At 34.3% G+C, this 18,924-nt stretch carries 16 protein-coding genes; 15 read left to right on the top strand and 1 reads right to left on the bottom strand.

Annotated elements, in window-relative coordinates:
* The first annotated feature begins 4 nt into the window (after positions 1-4).
* Positions 5-1,096 (top strand): penicillin-binding transpeptidase domain-containing protein, encoded by a 1,092-nt coding sequence (locus ABMA76_RS11385; protein WP_393061630.1) that lies wholly within the window; start codon positions 5-7, stop codon positions 1,094-1,096.
* A complete protein-coding gene (gene lepB / locus ABMA76_RS11380; protein WP_392911009.1) occupies positions 1,093-1,818 on the top strand; it encodes a signal peptidase I in 726 nt (241 codons plus the stop codon). Before ABMA76_RS11385 ends, lepB begins: the two co-directional genes overlap by 4 nt.
* Here the strand turns inward: lepB and ABMA76_RS11375 are convergent.
* Positions 1,802-4,132 carry a Smr/MutS family protein gene (locus ABMA76_RS11375; RefSeq protein ID WP_392911011.1) on the bottom strand — a complete coding sequence of 777 codons (2,331 nt, stop codon included), beginning with the start codon at positions 4,130-4,132 and terminating at the stop codon, positions 1,802-1,804. The genes lepB and ABMA76_RS11375 overlap by 17 nt on opposite strands.
* Here ABMA76_RS11375 and ABMA76_RS11370 point away from each other — a divergent pair.
* From ABMA76_RS11370 to ABMA76_RS11310, 13 genes are all read left to right on the top strand, one after another.
* Entirely contained in the window at positions 4,131-5,432 is a 1,302-nt protein-coding gene (locus ABMA76_RS11370) for a hypothetical protein (RefSeq protein ID WP_392911013.1), read from the top strand. The genes ABMA76_RS11375 and ABMA76_RS11370 overlap by 2 nt on opposite strands.
* Before the next feature lie 40 nt (positions 5,433-5,472).
* Positions 5,473-6,252 carry a hypothetical protein gene (locus ABMA76_RS11365; protein WP_392911015.1) on the top strand — a complete coding sequence of 260 codons (780 nt, stop codon included), beginning with the start codon at positions 5,473-5,475 and terminating at the stop codon, positions 6,250-6,252.
* On the top strand, positions 6,253-7,425 hold the full coding sequence (locus ABMA76_RS11360; protein ID WP_392911017.1) for a class I SAM-dependent rRNA methyltransferase: 1,173 nt from the start codon (positions 6,253-6,255) through the stop codon (positions 7,423-7,425).
* A complete protein-coding gene (locus tag ABMA76_RS11355) occupies positions 7,418-8,365 on the top strand; it encodes an AAA family ATPase (protein ID WP_392911019.1) in 948 nt (315 codons plus the stop codon). The genes ABMA76_RS11360 and ABMA76_RS11355 overlap by 8 nt, the downstream gene beginning before the upstream one ends.
* A 1-nt stretch (position 8,366) precedes the next feature.
* A complete protein-coding gene (locus tag ABMA76_RS11350) occupies positions 8,367-9,212 on the top strand; it encodes a DUF58 domain-containing protein (protein ID WP_392911021.1) in 846 nt (281 codons plus the stop codon).
* Entirely contained in the window at positions 9,212-9,994 is a 783-nt protein-coding gene (locus ABMA76_RS11345) for a hypothetical protein (RefSeq protein WP_393061628.1), read from the top strand. The genes ABMA76_RS11350 and ABMA76_RS11345 overlap by 1 nt, the downstream gene beginning before the upstream one ends.
* 217 nt (positions 9,995-10,211) lie before the next feature.
* Complete coding sequence (locus ABMA76_RS11340; protein WP_392911025.1) at positions 10,212-10,973, top strand: VWA domain-containing protein; 762 nt, start codon at positions 10,212-10,214, stop codon at positions 10,971-10,973.
* Positions 10,973-12,763 carry a VWA domain-containing protein gene (locus ABMA76_RS11335; RefSeq protein ID WP_393061626.1) on the top strand — a complete coding sequence of 597 codons (1,791 nt, stop codon included), beginning with the start codon at positions 10,973-10,975 and terminating at the stop codon, positions 12,761-12,763. The genes ABMA76_RS11340 and ABMA76_RS11335 overlap by 1 nt, the downstream gene beginning before the upstream one ends.
* On the top strand, positions 12,763-14,421 hold the full coding sequence (locus tag ABMA76_RS11330) for a hypothetical protein (protein WP_392911029.1): 1,659 nt from the start codon (positions 12,763-12,765) through the stop codon (positions 14,419-14,421). The genes ABMA76_RS11335 and ABMA76_RS11330 overlap by 1 nt, the downstream gene beginning before the upstream one ends.
* Complete coding sequence (locus tag ABMA76_RS11325) at positions 14,408-15,328, top strand: bifunctional riboflavin kinase/FAD synthetase (protein ID WP_392911031.1); 921 nt, start codon at positions 14,408-14,410, stop codon at positions 15,326-15,328. Before ABMA76_RS11330 ends, ABMA76_RS11325 begins: the two co-directional genes overlap by 14 nt.
* The gene (locus tag ABMA76_RS11320; RefSeq protein WP_392911033.1) at positions 15,321-16,001 is read left to right on the top strand and encodes a hypothetical protein; all 681 of its coding nucleotides are present in this window, start codon (positions 15,321-15,323) and stop codon (positions 15,999-16,001) included. Before ABMA76_RS11325 ends, ABMA76_RS11320 begins: the two co-directional genes overlap by 8 nt.
* Positions 16,002-16,076: 75 nt before the next feature.
* Positions 16,077-17,753 carry a GspE/PulE family protein gene (locus tag ABMA76_RS11315; RefSeq protein WP_392911035.1) on the top strand — a complete coding sequence of 559 codons (1,677 nt, stop codon included), beginning with the start codon at positions 16,077-16,079 and terminating at the stop codon, positions 17,751-17,753.
* A 24-nt stretch (positions 17,754-17,777) separates the two neighbouring features.
* The gene (locus ABMA76_RS11310; RefSeq protein WP_392911037.1) at positions 17,778-18,917 is read left to right on the top strand and encodes a type IV pilus twitching motility protein PilT; all 1,140 of its coding nucleotides are present in this window, start codon (positions 17,778-17,780) and stop codon (positions 18,915-18,917) included.
* Positions 18,918-18,924: the final 7 nt, after the last annotated feature.

Below are 18,924 nucleotides of genomic sequence, written 5' to 3'. Positions count from 1 at the left end.
ACAATTGAGGCACTACCTTTCGAGCCAGCTTTTAGATCCTAAAACTCCATTCAAGCAAACGATTTCGCATAATTCAAAATCCTATAAAGTTAATTATTCAACAGATCCTAAATTAGAAAGCTTTGTAAGGAAGCGTCTTCGTTACTATCGTCCAGATAAGGCAGCTGTCGTTGTTATGGATAATAATAATGGTAACCTTCTTGTTAGTATTGGATTTACACGTCAAGGGAAGGTTTTTGATTACCTTCTTCCATTTACTGGAACACATCCTGCTGCAAGTGTATTTAAAATTGTAACAAGTGCTGATTTAATTAATAATGAAGACTTTGATATCCACGACAAATTCAAGTACCGTGGACGTGGAACGACACTTTACAAGTATCAGTTAAAAAATAAGAAATCTCGTTGGCAGAGAACGACTTCATTTGATAGGGCTTTTGCCTATTCTAATAATGTTATCTTTGGAAAGGCCGCGATTAATAATACAACTCCAGAAGAGCTTGAGGATATGGCCAAAAGACTTGGTTTTAACGATAGCTTAATGGAAGAAATTGATTTAGCTAAGTCTACTTTTGAAATACCGCAGACAGACTATGCGATGGCCGAGATCGCTTCAGGTTTTAATAAACGAACACAAATCTCTCCTGTTCACTGTGCAGTTTTATCAAGCGTTGTGGCCAATGGGGGAGTTCTTCAATACCCGCGCCTAGCAACCAACCTTGTTGATGAACAAAATCAAACTGTTTGGGAAAATGAAGTTCGAAAAGAGCAAGTAATAGGAGCTGAGACAGCAAAAGAGCTTTCTGAGTTAATGCAAGGGACGATTAAGCGAGGTACAGCAAGAAGAACATTTAGAAGGTATATGAGCCGAAGAATTTCTAATAAACTTGAGATCGGTGGGAAAACAGGTTCAATTACAGGTGGTTTTCCATTTGGTAAAAGAGATTGGTTTACTTCTTATGCTAAACCTAAAAAGAATTTAGACGATAAGGGTATCTCTGTGTGTATTATGATTATCAACTACGAAAAATGGTATGTTAAATCAACAAAGTTAGCACAAGAGATTATTTCAAAATACTACCGAGGAATTAAGTGAGTGATATATTAGAAGAGAAAATAGCAAGTCGTAAGAAAAGCTTTCTTAGGATGTGCCGTGATTCATTTTTAATTATTCTATTTCTTCTCACTTTCAGATCTTCTTTCTATGAGCCTTATAGAATTCCTTCTGGATCAATGATTCCAACATTGGAGATAGGTGATTTTATACTTGTCGAAAAATTTAGTTATGGTTTCAAACTTCCTTTCTCTGATATTGCTTTAGGTGGTATTAACTCAAACCCTTTATACATATTTAGAACAAATGATGTGAAACGTGGTGATATAATTGTTTTTAAATATCCGAATGATCCAAAAATTAATTATATCAAGCGAGTTATTGGCTTACCTGGTGAAAGTATAGAGATTAAGAATAAGAAGATCTACATTAACGGTAAGGAAATAGCGGAAAAGCTCATAGCAACTAAATATAATGATAATTACGATTATCTTGAAACTACAATGCAGGACAAAAAGTTTGTTGTAAAAAAAGATATGGATAATATCTATAAACTTAATTATCCACTGACAAAAATTCCAGAAGGACACTACTTTGTTATGGGTGATAATCGTGATAACTCTTCGGATTCGAGAGCGTGGGGCTTTGTCCCATTCGAAAATATCAGAGGCCGTGCATTTTTCGTCTGGTTTTCAATGATGCAAGATAGTTATACCGGTCAGATGAATATTAAGTCGGAACGTATTTTTAAGACGATTGAGTAAGATCAATACGTGTTGCCCCGTCATTTCCTTCATCCGGTGACCAACTTAAATCGCGCTGCCTTCTAAGTTCATTTCTAAGCCATTTCTTTAAGGTTCCATCTCCATGTCCGTGGACAATAATTAAATATGGAATATGACCCATTCTAAGATCGTCTATACAAGAGAAAACCTTTTGCTGAAATTCACTTAAGCGCATTCCACGACAATTAACTTCGGTAGTGTAGTTGATCGTTTTAAATACATTAATTTCAACATTTTTGGTCTTTTGAGGCTTCTTATTATTAATACCTTGTTGATCAAAGAGTGATGCCTTTGGTACAGAAATCTTTTTACCATTTACTTCGACAACACAATTCTTCCCCTTGATCTCAAAGACTACACAAGTCGAGTTTAGGCGATCACAAAAATAACGTGATCCAACTTTTATCTCTGTGGCAACTTGTCTTTCTTCTTTTGGCTTTTCAATTTTACTTGGCTTGAGCCTTTCATATTGTTTATTTAGTGAAGAGATTTCATTACTTAGACTTTTGGATTTGACATCATTAAGCCCTTTGATAATCTTTTTAATCTCTTTCTCATATTGATCAAAGGCCCTTTGTTTCTCTAAAAAGAGAATACCTTCTTGAGATTTCTTTTGATTCTTGAGTTCGTGGTTAAGTTGTATATTTTCTTTAAGTGTCTTATCGATTCTTTCTTGTTTCTTTGACAGGTCTTGTAAAAGTCTTTCATAGGTTACATATTTTGTATCAAGCATCTTTTTTGCATCATCTAATATAAACTCAGGTATATTATGCTTCTTGCTTAGACGATTAAAAATTTCTAGCGCCATCGATGAACCAGGAGTTCCAATAATTAGCTTGTAAGTAGGTGTATTGTTATCAAAGTCATAACCCACATGGGCCGAGATAAACTCCTTACTTTCTTGTATTTTCGTCTTTAACAGCTGGTGGTGGGTTGAAATTAAAACATCACATCCTAGCTCTTTAGTGACATAGTTAATGATTGAGTAGGCAAGAGAGGATGCTTCATCAGATGATGTCGAATTAAAAATTTCATCCGCTGCAATTAGTGAATCATTTTGAATATTCTCAAGCATTGATAAAATAACTTGAACTTCTCCGGCAAATGAACTGAGTCCCATCTCTAAGTCTTGATAGTCACTATCGAAGTAGAAAACATCGCTTTTGTATTGTAATTTAGCTTTTTGTGCAGGAATAAATAATCCAAGCTTTAAAAATAAGTGCGCAATAACAATACTTTTAATGGAAACTGTCTTCCCTCCCGTATTTGGCCCAGAGATGATAATTCCTCTCATCTTATTTTCGACTTCGATCGTATTTCGAACACAGTTTTCAATAAGGGGATGATAGAAGTCTACTAGGTTAGTTGCACCATCTTGGCTAACTTCTGGGTAACAGAAATCCTTAGTATGTGAATAACTAGCTAATGTATATGTATAGTCTAGATCGATAAAGAACGAATAAACATCTCGCATTGTCGTGAGATCGTTATTGATCAGATCACAATAACCTTTGCAAATTTGAGAAATTGCGTAATCAATTTTTGAATTGATCTCAATTAATTCATTAGACATTTTTCTTGTTGCAACCGGCTCAACAAAGAGGGTATTTCCTGTTGAGGATCTTGCTACAATACTTCCTAAGTCACTTCGGTAAGAATCACTTCTGATAGGAATAACAAATCTTTCATTGATAATGTCAAAGGTGTCCATTTGCAAGCGCTTTGATATATCCTCATCTTTTAAAATAAAGTTAATCGTCTCACGGATTCTTCTCTCTAAGCTTATTTGCTCTTGTATCAATGGCGCAATAATAGGGTGTTTTTCTAAGTGAACACTTCCATCAGCATCCACAAACTTACGAAATGGATTAATGAATTTTTGCTTAAGTCTCTGTGTTTTATTAACTAATTCATCTAAAAAAACTCGGTAATTACCAAAGTTTAATACACGTTTAGTTGAAAAAAGGTTCTCGATTGTATTAGCTAAGAAATTTAGCTGATCTAATGTTGCAACGCCACCTTTTGCAATATAATTTAAGGCATTGTGGTTCTCGTCACTATCTCTCAAATTGCTAAAGAAGAAATCACCAAGATTACCTGTTTCATCAATTTTCTTAATAATCTCATTTAAGTCATAAAAATGTTCATCTAGTTGTTCAGATTCGAATATCTTTGGTTTATGTTCTATAATATTCTTATTAACTTGAAACCTTGCATGGGTGATAATTTCAGAAGCAATCTTGCTCCAGTCAATATTACTCAGTGTTTGTGACAAAATTGTTGGATTATTCATGAATTTAAATTTCTCAGAGCTAGGGCGAAATGTCGATAAAATTAATGCGCAATTATTTGAAAATGGGGTGTCGACAAACCCAAAAATTCAAAAAATCTTTTCTTCTGGAAAGCTTGTTCTATTACAGTTGAGACTCAGAGGTAAGAATCTTTGTATCACACTGGGAAGAGGTGGAGAGCACTGTGGAATTTGGGATTCAATTGCAAGTATACCTTCTGAATATAGAATAACGAGGGATCAATTCTTAGAGTTTTTAAGATCAAATATTAGAAACGCACGTTTGAGTGAAATTGAAGTCGATACGAAAGATAAATGTTTAAACTTTAAGTTTTATGACAAGAGTAACCTCTTGCTATTTTGGAAAGGACGTCAGCTATTTTTCTCTTATGTATATCTCAATGAAGGGAAAAGATTGCATTTCTCTCCATGGCAATCGAATAAGAAGCAATTATTTGAATTTGAAGACTACTTTGATATTTTCAACGAACTTGGACGTAAACAATTAGATAAGAAAGACATCAATGAGAACAAACTCATGTTAGATGAAGCTGAAGTATTTAATAAAAAAGCTGAGACGACTTATAATAAGAAGTTAATGCGAAAGAAGAAGTTTATTGAAAAAGATTTAGAAAATTGCCAGGTCAGACATGAATTAGAAAAAAAACTAATCAATGACGAATTGGATTTAAGTGAGCACGTCTTTAAATACAAGAGTCTTAAAGCAAAATTTGATTACGGCCTTAATTATTATCAAAAGAAAAATGTACTTTTTTCAAAGATAAAGAAGCTTAGAAAGGGTGAAGAGTTTCTAGAGAAGCGTCTTGCGGATGTCATTAAAGAAATCGAGTCTAAGAAAGTCGTATTTGTTAAAGAAAAAATAAATGTGCCTGTTTGGAAAAAGGTAGCTCAAAAGAGTACTGAAGTTAATAAGTCAGATGATCACTCAGTTTTTAGATGGAATAATATTTCTATTGCAGTTGGCCTAAATACAAAAGGAAACGATTATATCCGTAGTAAATGGTCAACTAAAGGCGATATTTGGTTTCATCTTGATGGAGATAAAAGTGCTCATGTTATTGCCAAAAACTTAGAAGGCTTCGATTTCGATAAATACAGTGTCGTAGCATCAATATTGGCCGATTATAGTGAATTTAGTGCAGATCAAATACCTGTTATTTTTACTCAAGTAGAAAATCTTAAAGGAGTAAAGGGAGCTGCAGGTAAAGTTATTTATAAGAAAGAGAAGCATTTGATTCTCCCTAAAGTCAATTGGAAGGAAATAATTTCAACTAGTTGGTAATGGTCTATGTCCCTTTTAAAATAAGTTAAAAGGACATATTATGCTGAAATTTAACTTATCTCTAATTGTTGTTTTATTACTTTCTGTTTCATCAGTTTTTTCTAACAATAGTAGTATCTTTAACGATCACAAGTTAAGAACGTATACTCCATTAGAGGGACAGATACAGGACTTATTCTTTGATATTCGAGAGCCAAACTTAGAAAAATACGTAAGGTCAAATACGGCCTTAGAACCCGATGATATTTATTATCGAGTCTACTGGGTGTATCCGAATAATATTAGAATCAGAGTAGAGGGGCTACCCGAGAAAGGTTTTGATTTACTTAAGCAAACGTTAATTGCAAAAGTTAAGCCTTATGTCGAATTAGTGTTAGCGAAAAATTTAACAACACCTCTTGAACAGAGTGCATTTAAGAAAGATCCAAAAAATAATAGTCGCTTTATTAGAGTTAAAGATAAAGCGGAGTTACTTGATTTAAGTATTGAGCTATATTCGAGTGGACAAATTAAAGAGATCAAATCGAGTAGTCCACAATTGCATACAAAAACATCATTTTCTTACTCTAAGAAATCATGGGCAAAAGGAAAGAGTGTGATCTCTCAGATCTCTATCTCAGAGGGAAGAGGAGCTTCTTCAGTAATTAAAGAGATTGAGATCGAGTATGATAAATTTGGAACTTTCGGATTACCAAGTAATATCAAAGCAGTGTCATATGTTGTGACAGGGGATAAGAAGGTTGAGCTAGGTAAACTAGATTTGAAAATTCAAAATTATCAAATCAATACTGGGCAAGCTAAAAAGATTATAGGCCTATAAATGAGACAAATAGAAATTAATAAAAAAGTTAGACTTCACTTTGAAAGTAAAGTTATTCATTTATCTGAAAATGACATTGAAGACTCTCTCCGTTCACATCGTCCTGGTGAATGGTGTCGCTTTAGTCACTTGAAGAATAAGTATATTGGATTTGTTAATCCAAATTCAACACGAAAAAAGAATATCGCAATATTTAAATCATCGCTAGAGCCTTGGGAGTATGTAGCAAAATCTATTGAAGATGCAATAAGCTATCGGTCTGAAATAGGTTATGGGCAAGATGCTCGTTTAGTTTATGGTGATGAAGACGGACTTCCTGGGCTAATTGTGGATGGTTACAGAAACTGTGTCATTCTACAAATTAACACAGCAGGAATGGACACTTATCGAAATGAAATAAAAGCACATTTGCAAAAGCTTCTCGATAAGGAAGTAATACTTCTGGATAATAAGAAGTATCGCGACATTGAAGAACTTCCTGTTTTTGAAAGTGATGAATTACCTGAACTAATAGAAATTGAAGAAACCGGTTTTAAGTATCAGATCAAAAGAGAGATGATGCAAAAGGTGGGATATTATTACGATCACCGCGAAAACAGAAGAAAATTTGAAGAGCTAATCAAGAGAACAGGGCAAAGCTATAAAACAGGGCTTGATCTTTTTACGTATGTGGGGTCGTGGGGACTTCACCTTTTACGTGCAGGTGTAGAGCAGGTTGAGTTTGTTGACCAAGCAAATATGGCAGATGTGGTTAGTAATCACGTTGAACTCAATAACTTTAGCAACCGCGGTAGTTTCACACGTCAGGATGTCTTTAAGTTTTTAGATGAAAAAGTAAGTGAAGGACTTAGTTATGATGTGATCGTATGCGATCCTCCTGCATTTAGTAAAAGTTATAAAGATAAGAAAGCCGCTATTAGTGGATATGAAAAATTATATACTCGTATTTTTAAAATGATTAATAAGGGTGGAATTCTAGCGGCAGCATCATGCACACAAAATATCTCAATGAATGAGTTAGATCAATGTGTTGCTAGAAGTGCTCAAAAGAATAATCTTTCAATTAGGTTAATTGATACAGGTATCCAGGGACTAGATCATCCTATTAGTCGACTTGACTCAAAATCAAATTATATAAAATATTTAGCTTATAAGGTGGAAAGAAATGACTGATAATTCAAGACAGAAGGTTAATAGTGTTTTAGATAGGGCAAAGAGAATAGTATACGGTCAAGATGAAATGCTTGATAGTATTATTGCGGCATTAGTCTGTGAAGGACATCTTCTTATTGAAGGTATGCCTGGTTTAGGTAAAACATTATCTGTATCAACAATGAGTAAGCTTTGTGATTTAACATTCAAAAGGGTTCAGTTTACGCCTGACCTACTTCCTTCTGACCTAGTCGGTACAATGGTATATTCACAACAAAAAGAAGAATTTTCTACGAAGTTTGGACCAATCTTTACACAACTTTTACTTGCCGATGAAATAAACAGATCACCAGCTAAGGTACAATCTGCACTATTAGAGGCCATGGCCGAAAAGCAAGTAACGATTGGTGATTCTACGCATAAGTTATCGAGTCCATTTGTTGTACTTGCAACACAAAACCCTATTGAGCAGGAAGGAACTTACCCGCTTCCAGAAGCTCAGCTAGATCGATTTATGATGAAAGTAAGTGTTAATTATCCCGATTTTGAAGCAGAGAAGTCAATTCTTGATTTAGAAAGTATTAAACAAGACTTAAGCTCTATTCTTTCAACAGATGATATTCTTTCAATTCGCCAAGAGATTGATAAGGTTTATGTCGATGATAAGATGAAGGATTTAATTATTAAGATAGTAAGAGCAACAAGACCTGGTGATAAACACTTTTCTCCAGATTTTAAAGGACTTGTGCAAGCGGGGGCTTCACCTCGTGCTGCTATTTGGTTACAGAAGTTAGGACGTTTTAACGCATTTATGGCGCAACGTGATTATGTCACACCAGATGATGTAATGAAAGTTGTTGCTTCTGTTTTAGGGCACAGAATTATTTTAACTTATGAGGCATCTATTGATGGATTAAACCCAAGGGACTTAGCAGTTAAGATTGCTCAGAAAATGATTTAATATGAAAACACTTGAAGTACATCAAATTGTTCAAAATATGAAAAATAGTTTGTTCAAAAGAGCGAACTCATTTTCTATTGGCATGCTTAAATCTCACTTTAGAGGTACGGGGTTAAAGTTTAAGGAACATCAGGTGTATGTTCATGGTGATGACGTTCGTTTTATTGACTGGAAAATGGTTGCTAAAACGAATACTCCATATATCAAAACATTCGAAGAAGAAAGGAATGTTGAGATTACTATCTTGCTTGATTGTAGCCCTGGCATGGTTATTGGGCACAATGGTAAGTCAAAACTAGCAGCTGCCTTTGAGATTATCTCGTTGCTTTATTTACTATCTGAGAAAACTCACGACTATATAGAAACAATTATCTGTTTGAATGATCGAGTTGTAAGAGTTCAAAAGAAGAGAGGTGAAGCAGGTCTTGTCGCATTTGTTGATGCACTAAGAAAGTCTAGCGTTATAAATAAGGCCGGAGAAATTGACACGGAATATCTTGTATCTCAAAAAGAGCGTAATTTTGAAAAGTTTGATGCTGAGTTAGTAAGAGAGTTTTATAAGAAAAGAGAAGTTGTTATCCTTAGTGATTTCTATGAATTCTTATCACCAGAAACTTTAAAAAGACTTACAGCACGAAAACATGTACATGCTTTTAGATTACTTTGCCCTCTCGATACTTCAAATGAGTTTCGTTTCTCTGTGATTGGACGTATTGCAGGGAAAGGAAGCGGAAAAGTTGATGCCAAACTTAAAGGAAAAGTCGAACCACTAAATTATGGATTTAGATTAAAAGACATTAATGTCGGAGATCGCTACTTGGAAGATTTTGTTAAGGAGATGTTATAATGAGGTTACATTTCTTTTATTCATTTCTTGTAATCATTCTAATGTCTATCACTGTAAACACTAGTGCTCTTGATACAAAAATAGAGCTGAGTCTTGAAGGTGATGAGAAAGTTTGGAGTGTTGGTGAAATTCACGATTTTAAACTTACAATTTATCCTATTACAGATGTGATTGATGAAGATATTAAGAATAATTTAATGTCACGTGACTTTGCCGACATTGTTAAGATATCAAAAATTAATAAACAATATTTTTTAAAAACAAATCCGCAATACTATATCGTAGAAGCTAGTGGTGTTTTAGTTGCAACACCAAAGAGTTCCTTTCCAAAAATATGGGATTATCGCGGTATGGCCCTTGGCGTTTCATTTTCTGGTATTAACTTTCAAGATACTGCAGTTGAACAACAAGACTTTATCGTATTTGATAAGAAATTAGAAAAAGATAAGTCGATTGTCGATTATGTCTTATATGTATTAGTTCTACTGGCCCTTGTACTAATTTCGTTTTATGGGTTTCAAGTATACAATAAAAAGCAAAGAATAAAAAAGGCTTGGGCCGATAAGATTGATTTATTTAGGGATGCTGATACTCGTGAAAAACACGAGAATATATATTCTGAAAAACTAAGTTTTGAAGAGTTATTTGAAGATAGGAAAATTTTAAAAGATTACTTAAATAAGATAAATGAGCTTCAATATAAGAAGAATTGGACTCATGAAGATGATTTAACAATTTCTGATCTCCATAATCGTGCAAAGGAGAATATCATTGTTAAGTAATTATATATTTCACAATAAATATTTATTTATCGTAGGTATTATAGGCTTTCTATTTTGGTGCATCGATTTTTTTGCAATCTTTAAAAAAGGGGAATTAATCCTTCCTCCACGCTATAGCCTAAAATCTAGGCCATCATTTTTAAGAGGAATTTTATTTCTTGCCTCTCTTGTATCATGGGCGCTTATCAGCTTCGCTTTAATGGGCCCAAAGACTCCGATGGGTAAAAGTAATGTAAAAAAAGAGATTAATGACATTTATTTTGTTGTTGATGTTTCTAGATCGATGCTAGCAGAGGATTTTCCTCCCAATCGATTAGAAGCTGCGAAAAGCCAAATAAGAAAATTTGTAGAGCTATCTCCTGTCGATCGAATAGGTATCATCATGTTTGGAGATAAGGTATTCACGCTAATTCCAGTAACAACAGACTTGAAACTAGTAGAACAATCAGTTGAACAAATTAATATTGGATTTTTAGGATCGGGAACAAATATTGGTGATGCTCTTGGGCTTGCCCTTGCTAGATCAGAAACTAGTGTTGCTGAGAATAAATCAATAATTTTACTAACTGATGGTAGCGCAAATGCTGGTCTAATGTCACCTATGCAAGCCGCTGAGAAAGCTAAAGAATTAGGGATAAAGATCTATACGATTGGTATAGGTGGTGACCCAGATGCAAAGTTGCCGATTGGACGAGATGCTTTTGGAAGAAAAAGATATCAAAATATGCCTGGTGCAAGTATGGACTTTGAAACTCTTCAAAAGATTGCAGAACTATCAGGAGGTAAGGATTTTGTTGCCTCAGATAATGACTCTTTGAATGAAGTTCTTTCAGAAATTAATAAACTTGAAAGAAAGGGACTTGAGATCAAAGGGCGTATTATTTATCAAGAAGATTATTATAAGTTTTTACTCGCAGGTGTTTTACTTTTGATGTTGGTTGAAGGAACACGTCGTCTATACTTAAGGGAAGTTGCATAATGGATTTTGTTAATACAAAGCTATTGATCATTTCTATTGTAGCGGTTGCTATATTTATCTCTCTTTTGTACTTGCTAAGAAAGCGTTTTTTTAAAATAGTTAAACAGGTTTGGAATTTTAATTCTAGACCAGTCAGTAAAATGTCGATGTTGTGCTATACCTTGGCCTTCTTTGGTTTTGCGCTTTCTCTTGGTGACCTTCGTGGTCCCGAAGAGCTTGTTGAATCAAATATTCCTAACCAGCGAACTTTAATTTTAATTGATAATTCATTAAGTATGCTGGTTGAAGACATTAGACCTAATCGCATTTCAAAAGCTGCTATTATTGCAAAGCACTTTGTTAAAAATGCTTATGGCCATCAAGTTGCCTTAAGTATTTTCTCAGATATACAACGTAAAATCGTACCATTTACAGATGATGTCGATATTCTAGAGTCTCGCTTAGGGACAATGTTAAGTGCTGCTCCTGAAGGTGGATCAAATGTGAGTCTCGCATTAAAGGAAGCATTCCAATTCTTTAAGACAAGTGATGGTTTTACAAAGGGAAATATTCTTTTAATCACAGATGGAGAAGAACACTCTAATGTTGAAGTTGATATTCCTAATGAAATTAGCTTGGCAATTGTTGGAGTCGGAACTGAGGAAGGAGGAAAAATACCTATGCGTGGAAAGCGTGGTAACTTCTTTGGTTATAAAAAGTTTAATGGCGTTGAGATTATTTCTAAATTGAATAAACATTTTTTTGAGAATCTAGTTAAGAAATCTAAGTACGCCAAAGTATGGTTTGTGGAGTCCTATAGCTTACCAACACAAGAGATTCTAGGGTTCTTTAAAGATATTCATTTAAATTCTTTCACTAAGGGGACATTGAGATCTAGGCCTGTTTTAGGATATTGGTTAATTGTTACAAGCATTATCTTCTATATTCTATCTGTGTTCTTTGGTCGTTTTAAAACATTTAAGCCGATTACCATGCTAATTCTAATTTCTTTGTTTATTGTTCCATCTGGCAATAATTATGCTCAAGAAGAAGTAGAGGTCGATCCAATGCAAGAAATGCTAGTTGATAAAATGAGAGCAGGAAATATTTCAAAAGCTGAGAAGTTAAAATTGGCAGAACTTTTCTTAAAACAGAAAGATGGACAAAAGCAAGCTGCAGATATCTATAATGAAACACTGAATAATTATGAAGATGAGGAACCAACAGACCTTTTTAATTATGCAACAGCTCTATTAAAAAATAATCAATTTGTCGATTCTGTTAATCTTTATAAATATATCTTGGAACAAAATGCAGACAATGAAGATCTTTCAAATGCAATCAAAAAGCAAATTAAATTTGCTCTTCAAAAGCAAAAGCAGGATAAGAAAAAGCAAGAACAAGATAAGAAGAAACAAGAAGAAAATAAAGACAATAAAGAAAATAAAGAAAATAAGGATAACAAAGACAATAAGAAACAGGACCAACAACAGCAAAAGAAAGATGGTAAACAAGATCAAGGGCAGAAGGGCCAAGAAGATAATAAAAAAGATCAAAAAAAATCTGATAAAGGTAATGAAAAGAAAGACCAAAGTCAGTCTGAAAACGAAAATGATAAAGATGATAAGAATAAGAAAAAGCAAAAAACTCAGCAACAACAATGGAAAGATCTTGAAGATCAGGCCAAAAAGAAAAAGCGCATGAGGAAAGCGAATGGCGTCTTTAAGCAGATTATGAATGATGATTCGCAACTGCAGAAGAAATTTATCGATACAACTTCAGATGGAAATAATAATCGTAAGGATTGGTAATGTTTAAGTATATAATTTTAATTCTATTAACATTTTCTTCTTTCGCACAAACGATAACTGCAAAAGTAAGCTCATCTGAAGTCGCGTTAGAGGATTCGTTCAAATTAATAATCAATTTTGAATATCAGGGAGAAACAGAACCTTATGTAAGCTTCAAACTTAACAATGCTGAAATAGTCTCTGACAATACAAATGATGCTAGTCGACTGATGGTAAAAGGATATTTTGCTGGCGGGAAAATGATTCAGAAAAAAGTCTATAATTATGTCTATGAACTTAGAGCATTAAAAAAGGGAAGTGCTGTAGTTCGAGATATTAAAGTTGATTTTGGAAATGAAGTTGTCAAACACCGTTCTTTATCTATTCGTATTCTAAGTCAAAGGGCAAGGCTTCAAGATTATTTTATACGTGCTGAAGTAGATAAAACACAGGCATATGTTGGAGAGAAGATTGATCTTGTCTACTATGTATACTTTAAGGGTGAAATAACTAACCCTGAATTTGTAAAATTTCCGGTACAAAAGAATTTTTTAAAACGTTTTGAGTTACCTCGTACCAATGTTGAGAGAGTAAGTGTTCAAGGAGACGTTTATAAACGTATACCTGTTTATAAAAGTGTTCTTTACCCTGAAAAACCTGGGAACCTTTCGATCGATCCTATCGAAGTTCGTTTTCAACACCCTGATTATAAAAACAGACAGGGAAATGCCTTTGGGATGTCATTTTCATTTAGTTCTGCAACTTATAAGTCGAAAACGATTAGAAGTGATCGTGTTAAAATAAAGTCCCTTCAGATTCCTATGGAGAATATGCCTAAGTCTTTTACTGGACTTGTTGGTAAACACACTTTCAATTTAAGTCTTAATAAAAGTAAAATTGTTGTCAACGATGTGTTAGAGGCCCGTTTAGAAGTTCGTGGTGATGGAGCACTTGAGAAATTTGATGCACCTGCTTTAATTAATTCTGACGCGTTCGAAGTTTTTGAAACAAGAGCGGAAATGGTTGAACAAACTCCACTAATTAAAAATAAAGTATTTGATTATACATTCTTGGCAAAAAGAGCAGAGTTTGTTTCTCAAAGAAAGATTGAATTATCGACATTCAATCCAGTTACAGGACAGTTTGAAACGACGGAGCTAGTTGTTGATCCACTTGTGATTATTGGTTCTGGTAGTGCGGCATCAAATATCGCATCTAGTGAGACAAAAGAAGTTGTTAAAAATAATCAGGTTGTTGCACCTACTGTACAGAAAACGATTCTTGCAGAGAATATTATGGCGCCAGTATTTGTTGCCTCTAGCAAAAGAAACCTGTGGGATATTATTAATTATACGCTAGTGGGAATCATTGTTTTAATTCTAATAATTACGGGGGTTCCTTATATCCGACTCTTTGATAGAGACCCTTTTAAAAACCTTAAAAACGAATTTAATTATTCAAATATTTTTCATCACATCACAATATTTACACCAAGTGTACACGGTGATAGCTTAAATGATCGTATTAAGGGGATGAAGGTTTCAGATGAAGCTAGAAAATACTTTTTCGACCTTGTCGATAACGCTGGAAAAAATGAGTATAAAGGCGCTAAGTTACCTCTTAAGTATAAGAAAGAATACTGGCAAGAACTAGCTAGAGCAGACTATGAAAATAATTAAAAGCTTAAACGAAATAGAATGTGATAATTTTGCAGTTACTATTGGTAACTTTGATGGTGTTCATCGTGGCCATCAGAAAATTATTAATCAAATATATAATGAATGCCATGATGATGGATTAAAGCTCGTTGTTATAACATTTACTCCACATCCTATAGAGATTCTAAATCCAAAAGAGCACTACTTAATTAATAGTTATGAAGAAAGAAGAGAGCTTCTTTCTCATCAAAATATTGATTACCTATTAGAGATCGAATTTAATCGTGATCTTTCGATGAAAGAACCTGAAGTATTCTTAAATGAATATATTTTCAATCATATTGAACCGAAAAGAATTTATCTTGGTCATGATTTTGCCTTTGGTGCGCAAAAGAAAGGAAATCATGAATTTGTTAAAAGCTTTTGTTCATCAAAATCAACAGAAGTAAATGTACTTTGCTCTTATGACGTTGAAGGTGATAAGGTTTCTAGTACAGTTGTACGTGAGTCTCTAGCAAATGGTGATGTTGAAAGTGTTGGAAAGTTTTTAGGACGAAACTATTTTATAAGGGGACGTGTTATAAAGGGTGCTGGCCGTGGCCGTCAAATTGGAATTCCTACAGCTAATTTGGCCCTTGATCGCTATCGTCGTTACCCTAAAAATGGTGTCTATATTACGAAAACTAAGTTTGGTGAATCAACTTGGTACTCAGTAACAAATATTGGTCATAATCCTACTTTTACAGATGGAAATAGTGTTTTCGTTGAAACACATATCCTAGACTTTGATAATGATATTTATGGAAATGAACTAGAGGTATCATTTATTAAAAGGTTAAGAGATGAAAAGAAATTTTCATCAGTAAATGAACTTATTGAACAAATTAAGTTAGATGTAAAAAAGACGCGAGAATATTTTAATGCTTAAATTGGGTCTTCTAGGGAAGAATATTCAACATTCGAAATCACCAGAAATCTATAATGAACTCTTCGATGGCCAAGTTGAATACAGTCTTTTGGATATTAACGATGAAAAAAATATTCCACAATTGGAAGAGATATTTTCAAATCTTCAAGGTCTTTCAATAACAGCACCGTATAAAAAACACTTTCTAAATGATGTCTCGTTGGAAGAAAGTGTAAAAGAAATAGGTGCAATTAATTGCATTAAATATGATGGGACACAATTTTTTGGCACAAATACTGACTATTTGGCCGCTAAAGAAATCATTCTTAACAACTCATATGAACAAAAAGAAATCATTATGCTGGGTGATGGCGCAATGACAAATATGTTCAAAGTTTTATTTAAAGAGCTAAATATTAATTATCACCAATTCTCTAGAAGAAAAAACGGCGATCTGAACTCTGTTAAATACGATTCCTTTGTTAATCTCAATAAAGCATTGATTATCAATTGTTGTGCACGTCAATTTCAATTCAATTCTGTGTTTTCAAATAATTCAATTTTTTGGGATATGAACTATTCTCATGAATATCATCAGTCTTTTCTGAGTAATAAACTCACTTATGTAGACGGAAGTGAACTTCTTTACCTACAAGCAGTAGAAGCAAAAAAATTTTGGAACTTTACGTTATAATAGTAAATAAATAGTAAATAGTTAGAGTATCTAAGTATTCAATATTTAAAGAAACTAATATTAGGATAACGTAAGGTGATAAGAAAAGAATTTTTAGAAGTCATTTCAAAAACCGGTATGGTACCACGAAAAGATTTAGTGCCATTAGCTGCAAATAAGAACCCTGGTGTTGTATCAGAATTAGATCTTTTAAAATTTAATTTCTTTGATGATATTAAATTTGCAAAGGCCGTTGCAGAACAAAGTAGCCTCGCCTATGTTGATTTATCAGAGACACGTGTACCGGGCTCAACACTACAATTAGTTAAAAAAGGTGTTGCAACAAAATTTCGAATTGTTCCTCTAAAGAGACAATCAGGGACTATATCATTAGCAATATTCGATCCATCACTTGTTGAAATCAGAGCAGAAATACAAAAAGAAATTCAGTCTAACGTAGAATTTGTTTTAACTTCATTGTCTGCTTGGAAAAAATTATATCAAAATATTCAAGCCTCAATTGATGAAATCCTTGAAACAGTAAGAGAGGTTAGAGGTGATCAGGAACAAGGTGAAGAGAACGTTAAAGAAGAGGATATTGGTGAAGATATCATCTCGTACGTTAATAAAGTATTAGCAGAAGCATATATTAAAAAGGTGTCCGATATTCACGTAGAGCCTTATGAAAATAATTTTAGAATTAGATTTCGATTAGATGGTTCTCTCCATGAATATGCTGCACCTCCAAGATCGATGCTGTTACCGTTAGTTTCAAGAATGAAAATTCTTTCTCAACTTGATATCTCTGAAAGAAGAATTCCACAAGATGGACGTATTAAATTAGAGATTGATGGTAACCCTATTGATTACCGTGTTTCTACATTACCGACTTTATTTGGTGAAAAAGTTGTAATGCGACTTTTAGACCAATCAAATCTTCAGTTAGATATGACTAAGTTAGGCTTTGAAAAGAAACAACTTGATGTTTTCTTAGAAGGTATTAGACAACCATATGGGATGTGTCTTGTTACTGGACCAACTGGTTCAGGGAAAACAACAACTCTATATTCTGCATTATCAGAACTTAATAATATTGAAAAAAATATTTCAACAGCCGAAGACCCTTGTGAATTTAACTTAGAGGGGATTAACCAGGTAAACGTTAGAAAAGATATTGGGCTGGACTTTGCTAGAGCTCTTAAGGCGTTTCTTAGACAGGATCCAGACATTATCATGGTTGGGGAGATTCGAGACCAGGAAGTAGGTGAGATTGCCATTGAAGCGGCCTTAACTGGTCACATGGTTTTATCAACTCTTCACACGAATGACGCACCTTCAACAGTTACGCGTTTGTTAAATATGGGAATTGAGCCGTTTCTAGTAACAGGGGCCCTAAATGTCGTTGTTGCACAAAGACTATGTCGAAAGATTTGTGAAAACTGCAAGACTGTTGATGAGAGCGTAACGGTAGATCAAATCGTTGCATGTGGTGTAACTCCAAATTCTGCAAAGAACCTTAAAGTTTATCACGGTACTGGATGTGAGTTCTGTGATGGTTCTGGTTATAAAGGACGTGTTGCAATTTATGAAGTTCTAGAAATGACTCCTGCAGCAAGAGATCTTGTTTTAAAACATTGTTCTTCTGATGATTTGAAAAAGCAGGCAATTGCCGATGGGATGAAGACATTAAGAATGTCGGCCCTGACTAAAGTTGCTGAAGGAGTCACAACTTTAGCTGAAGCAATTAAAAACTCGAGTGTTGATAAATTATAATAATATTTTCTATAGGTGAAATAGATGAGTAGCGATAGTACGCAAACAAAAACAAAAACCGAAACTAAAACAGGTGCTATCACAAGTGCCGAATCTCTAAAGATCCAACAGCTTTTTAAGTTGATGGTTGATAATGGTGGTTCAGACTTGCACTTAACACCAGGAACAGCTCCTGCGATGAGAGTTAATGGTGATATTGTTAGGGTAAAACTTCCAGCACTTGATGCTTCTTCAAGTAAGTCGCTTATTTATCAAATACTTTCTGAAGAACAAAGGAATGAATTTGAAAAAAATCTAGAGCTCGATCTTGCCTTTGGGATTAAGGGACTTGCTCGTTTTAGGGCCAATATATTCTATTCAAAAGGTGGAGTTGCAGCGGTATTTCGTTTAATTCCTAGTGCTGTTCCTGATTTTAAAGCTCTGAATTTACCAAATGTATTGATGGAAATGACTGATGTTTCAAATGGTCTCTTCCTTGTAACGGGGCCAACAGGTTCAGGGAAATCGACAACTCTTGCAGCTCTTATAAATCGTCTTAATGAAATGGAGCCTGCGCATATTGTTACACTTGAAGATCCGGTCGAATTTGTCCATCCACATAAGACAAGTATTGTGAATCAACGCGAGATTGGCCGAGATACTCACTCATTTGAAAATGCTCTAAAAGGGCTTTTAAGACAGGACCCTGATATTGTTCTCGTTGGTGAGATGAGGGATGTGGAAACAATTGAAGCTGCTTTAACTGTTGCAGAGACAGGACACTTAGTTTTTGGAACGCTTCACACTAACTCATGTGTGCAAACTATCAACCGTCTTGTAAACGTTTTCCCTTCAGATCAACAAGACCAGGTACGTACACTGCTATCATTCGTTCTACAAGGTGTCGTTTCACAACAGCTATTACCAAAAACATATGAACCAGGACGAGTTGCTTGTCTTGAAATTCTAAGACCAACACCGGCCATTAGAAACTTAATACGTGAAGATAAAATGCACCAAATTTATTCACAGATGCAAATTGGGCAGGATCAGACTGGGATGACGACAATGAATCAGTCAATTAAAAAACATGTTGATTCTGGTGCAATTGATGTTGAGACAGCAATGTCATATTCAACAAACCCAGAAGAGTTGGGCCCACAATTAGGTATTAAGGAGCGATAGAGTAAGA

The organism is Halobacteriovorax sp. ZH5_bin.2, from assembly GCF_043196375.1.
GTDB lineage: Bacteria > Bdellovibrionota > Bacteriovoracia > Bacteriovoracales > Bacteriovoracaceae > Halobacteriovorax_A.
Note: the sequence above shows the minus strand (reverse complement) of the source record. Positions and strands in the feature narration are given on the sequence as shown.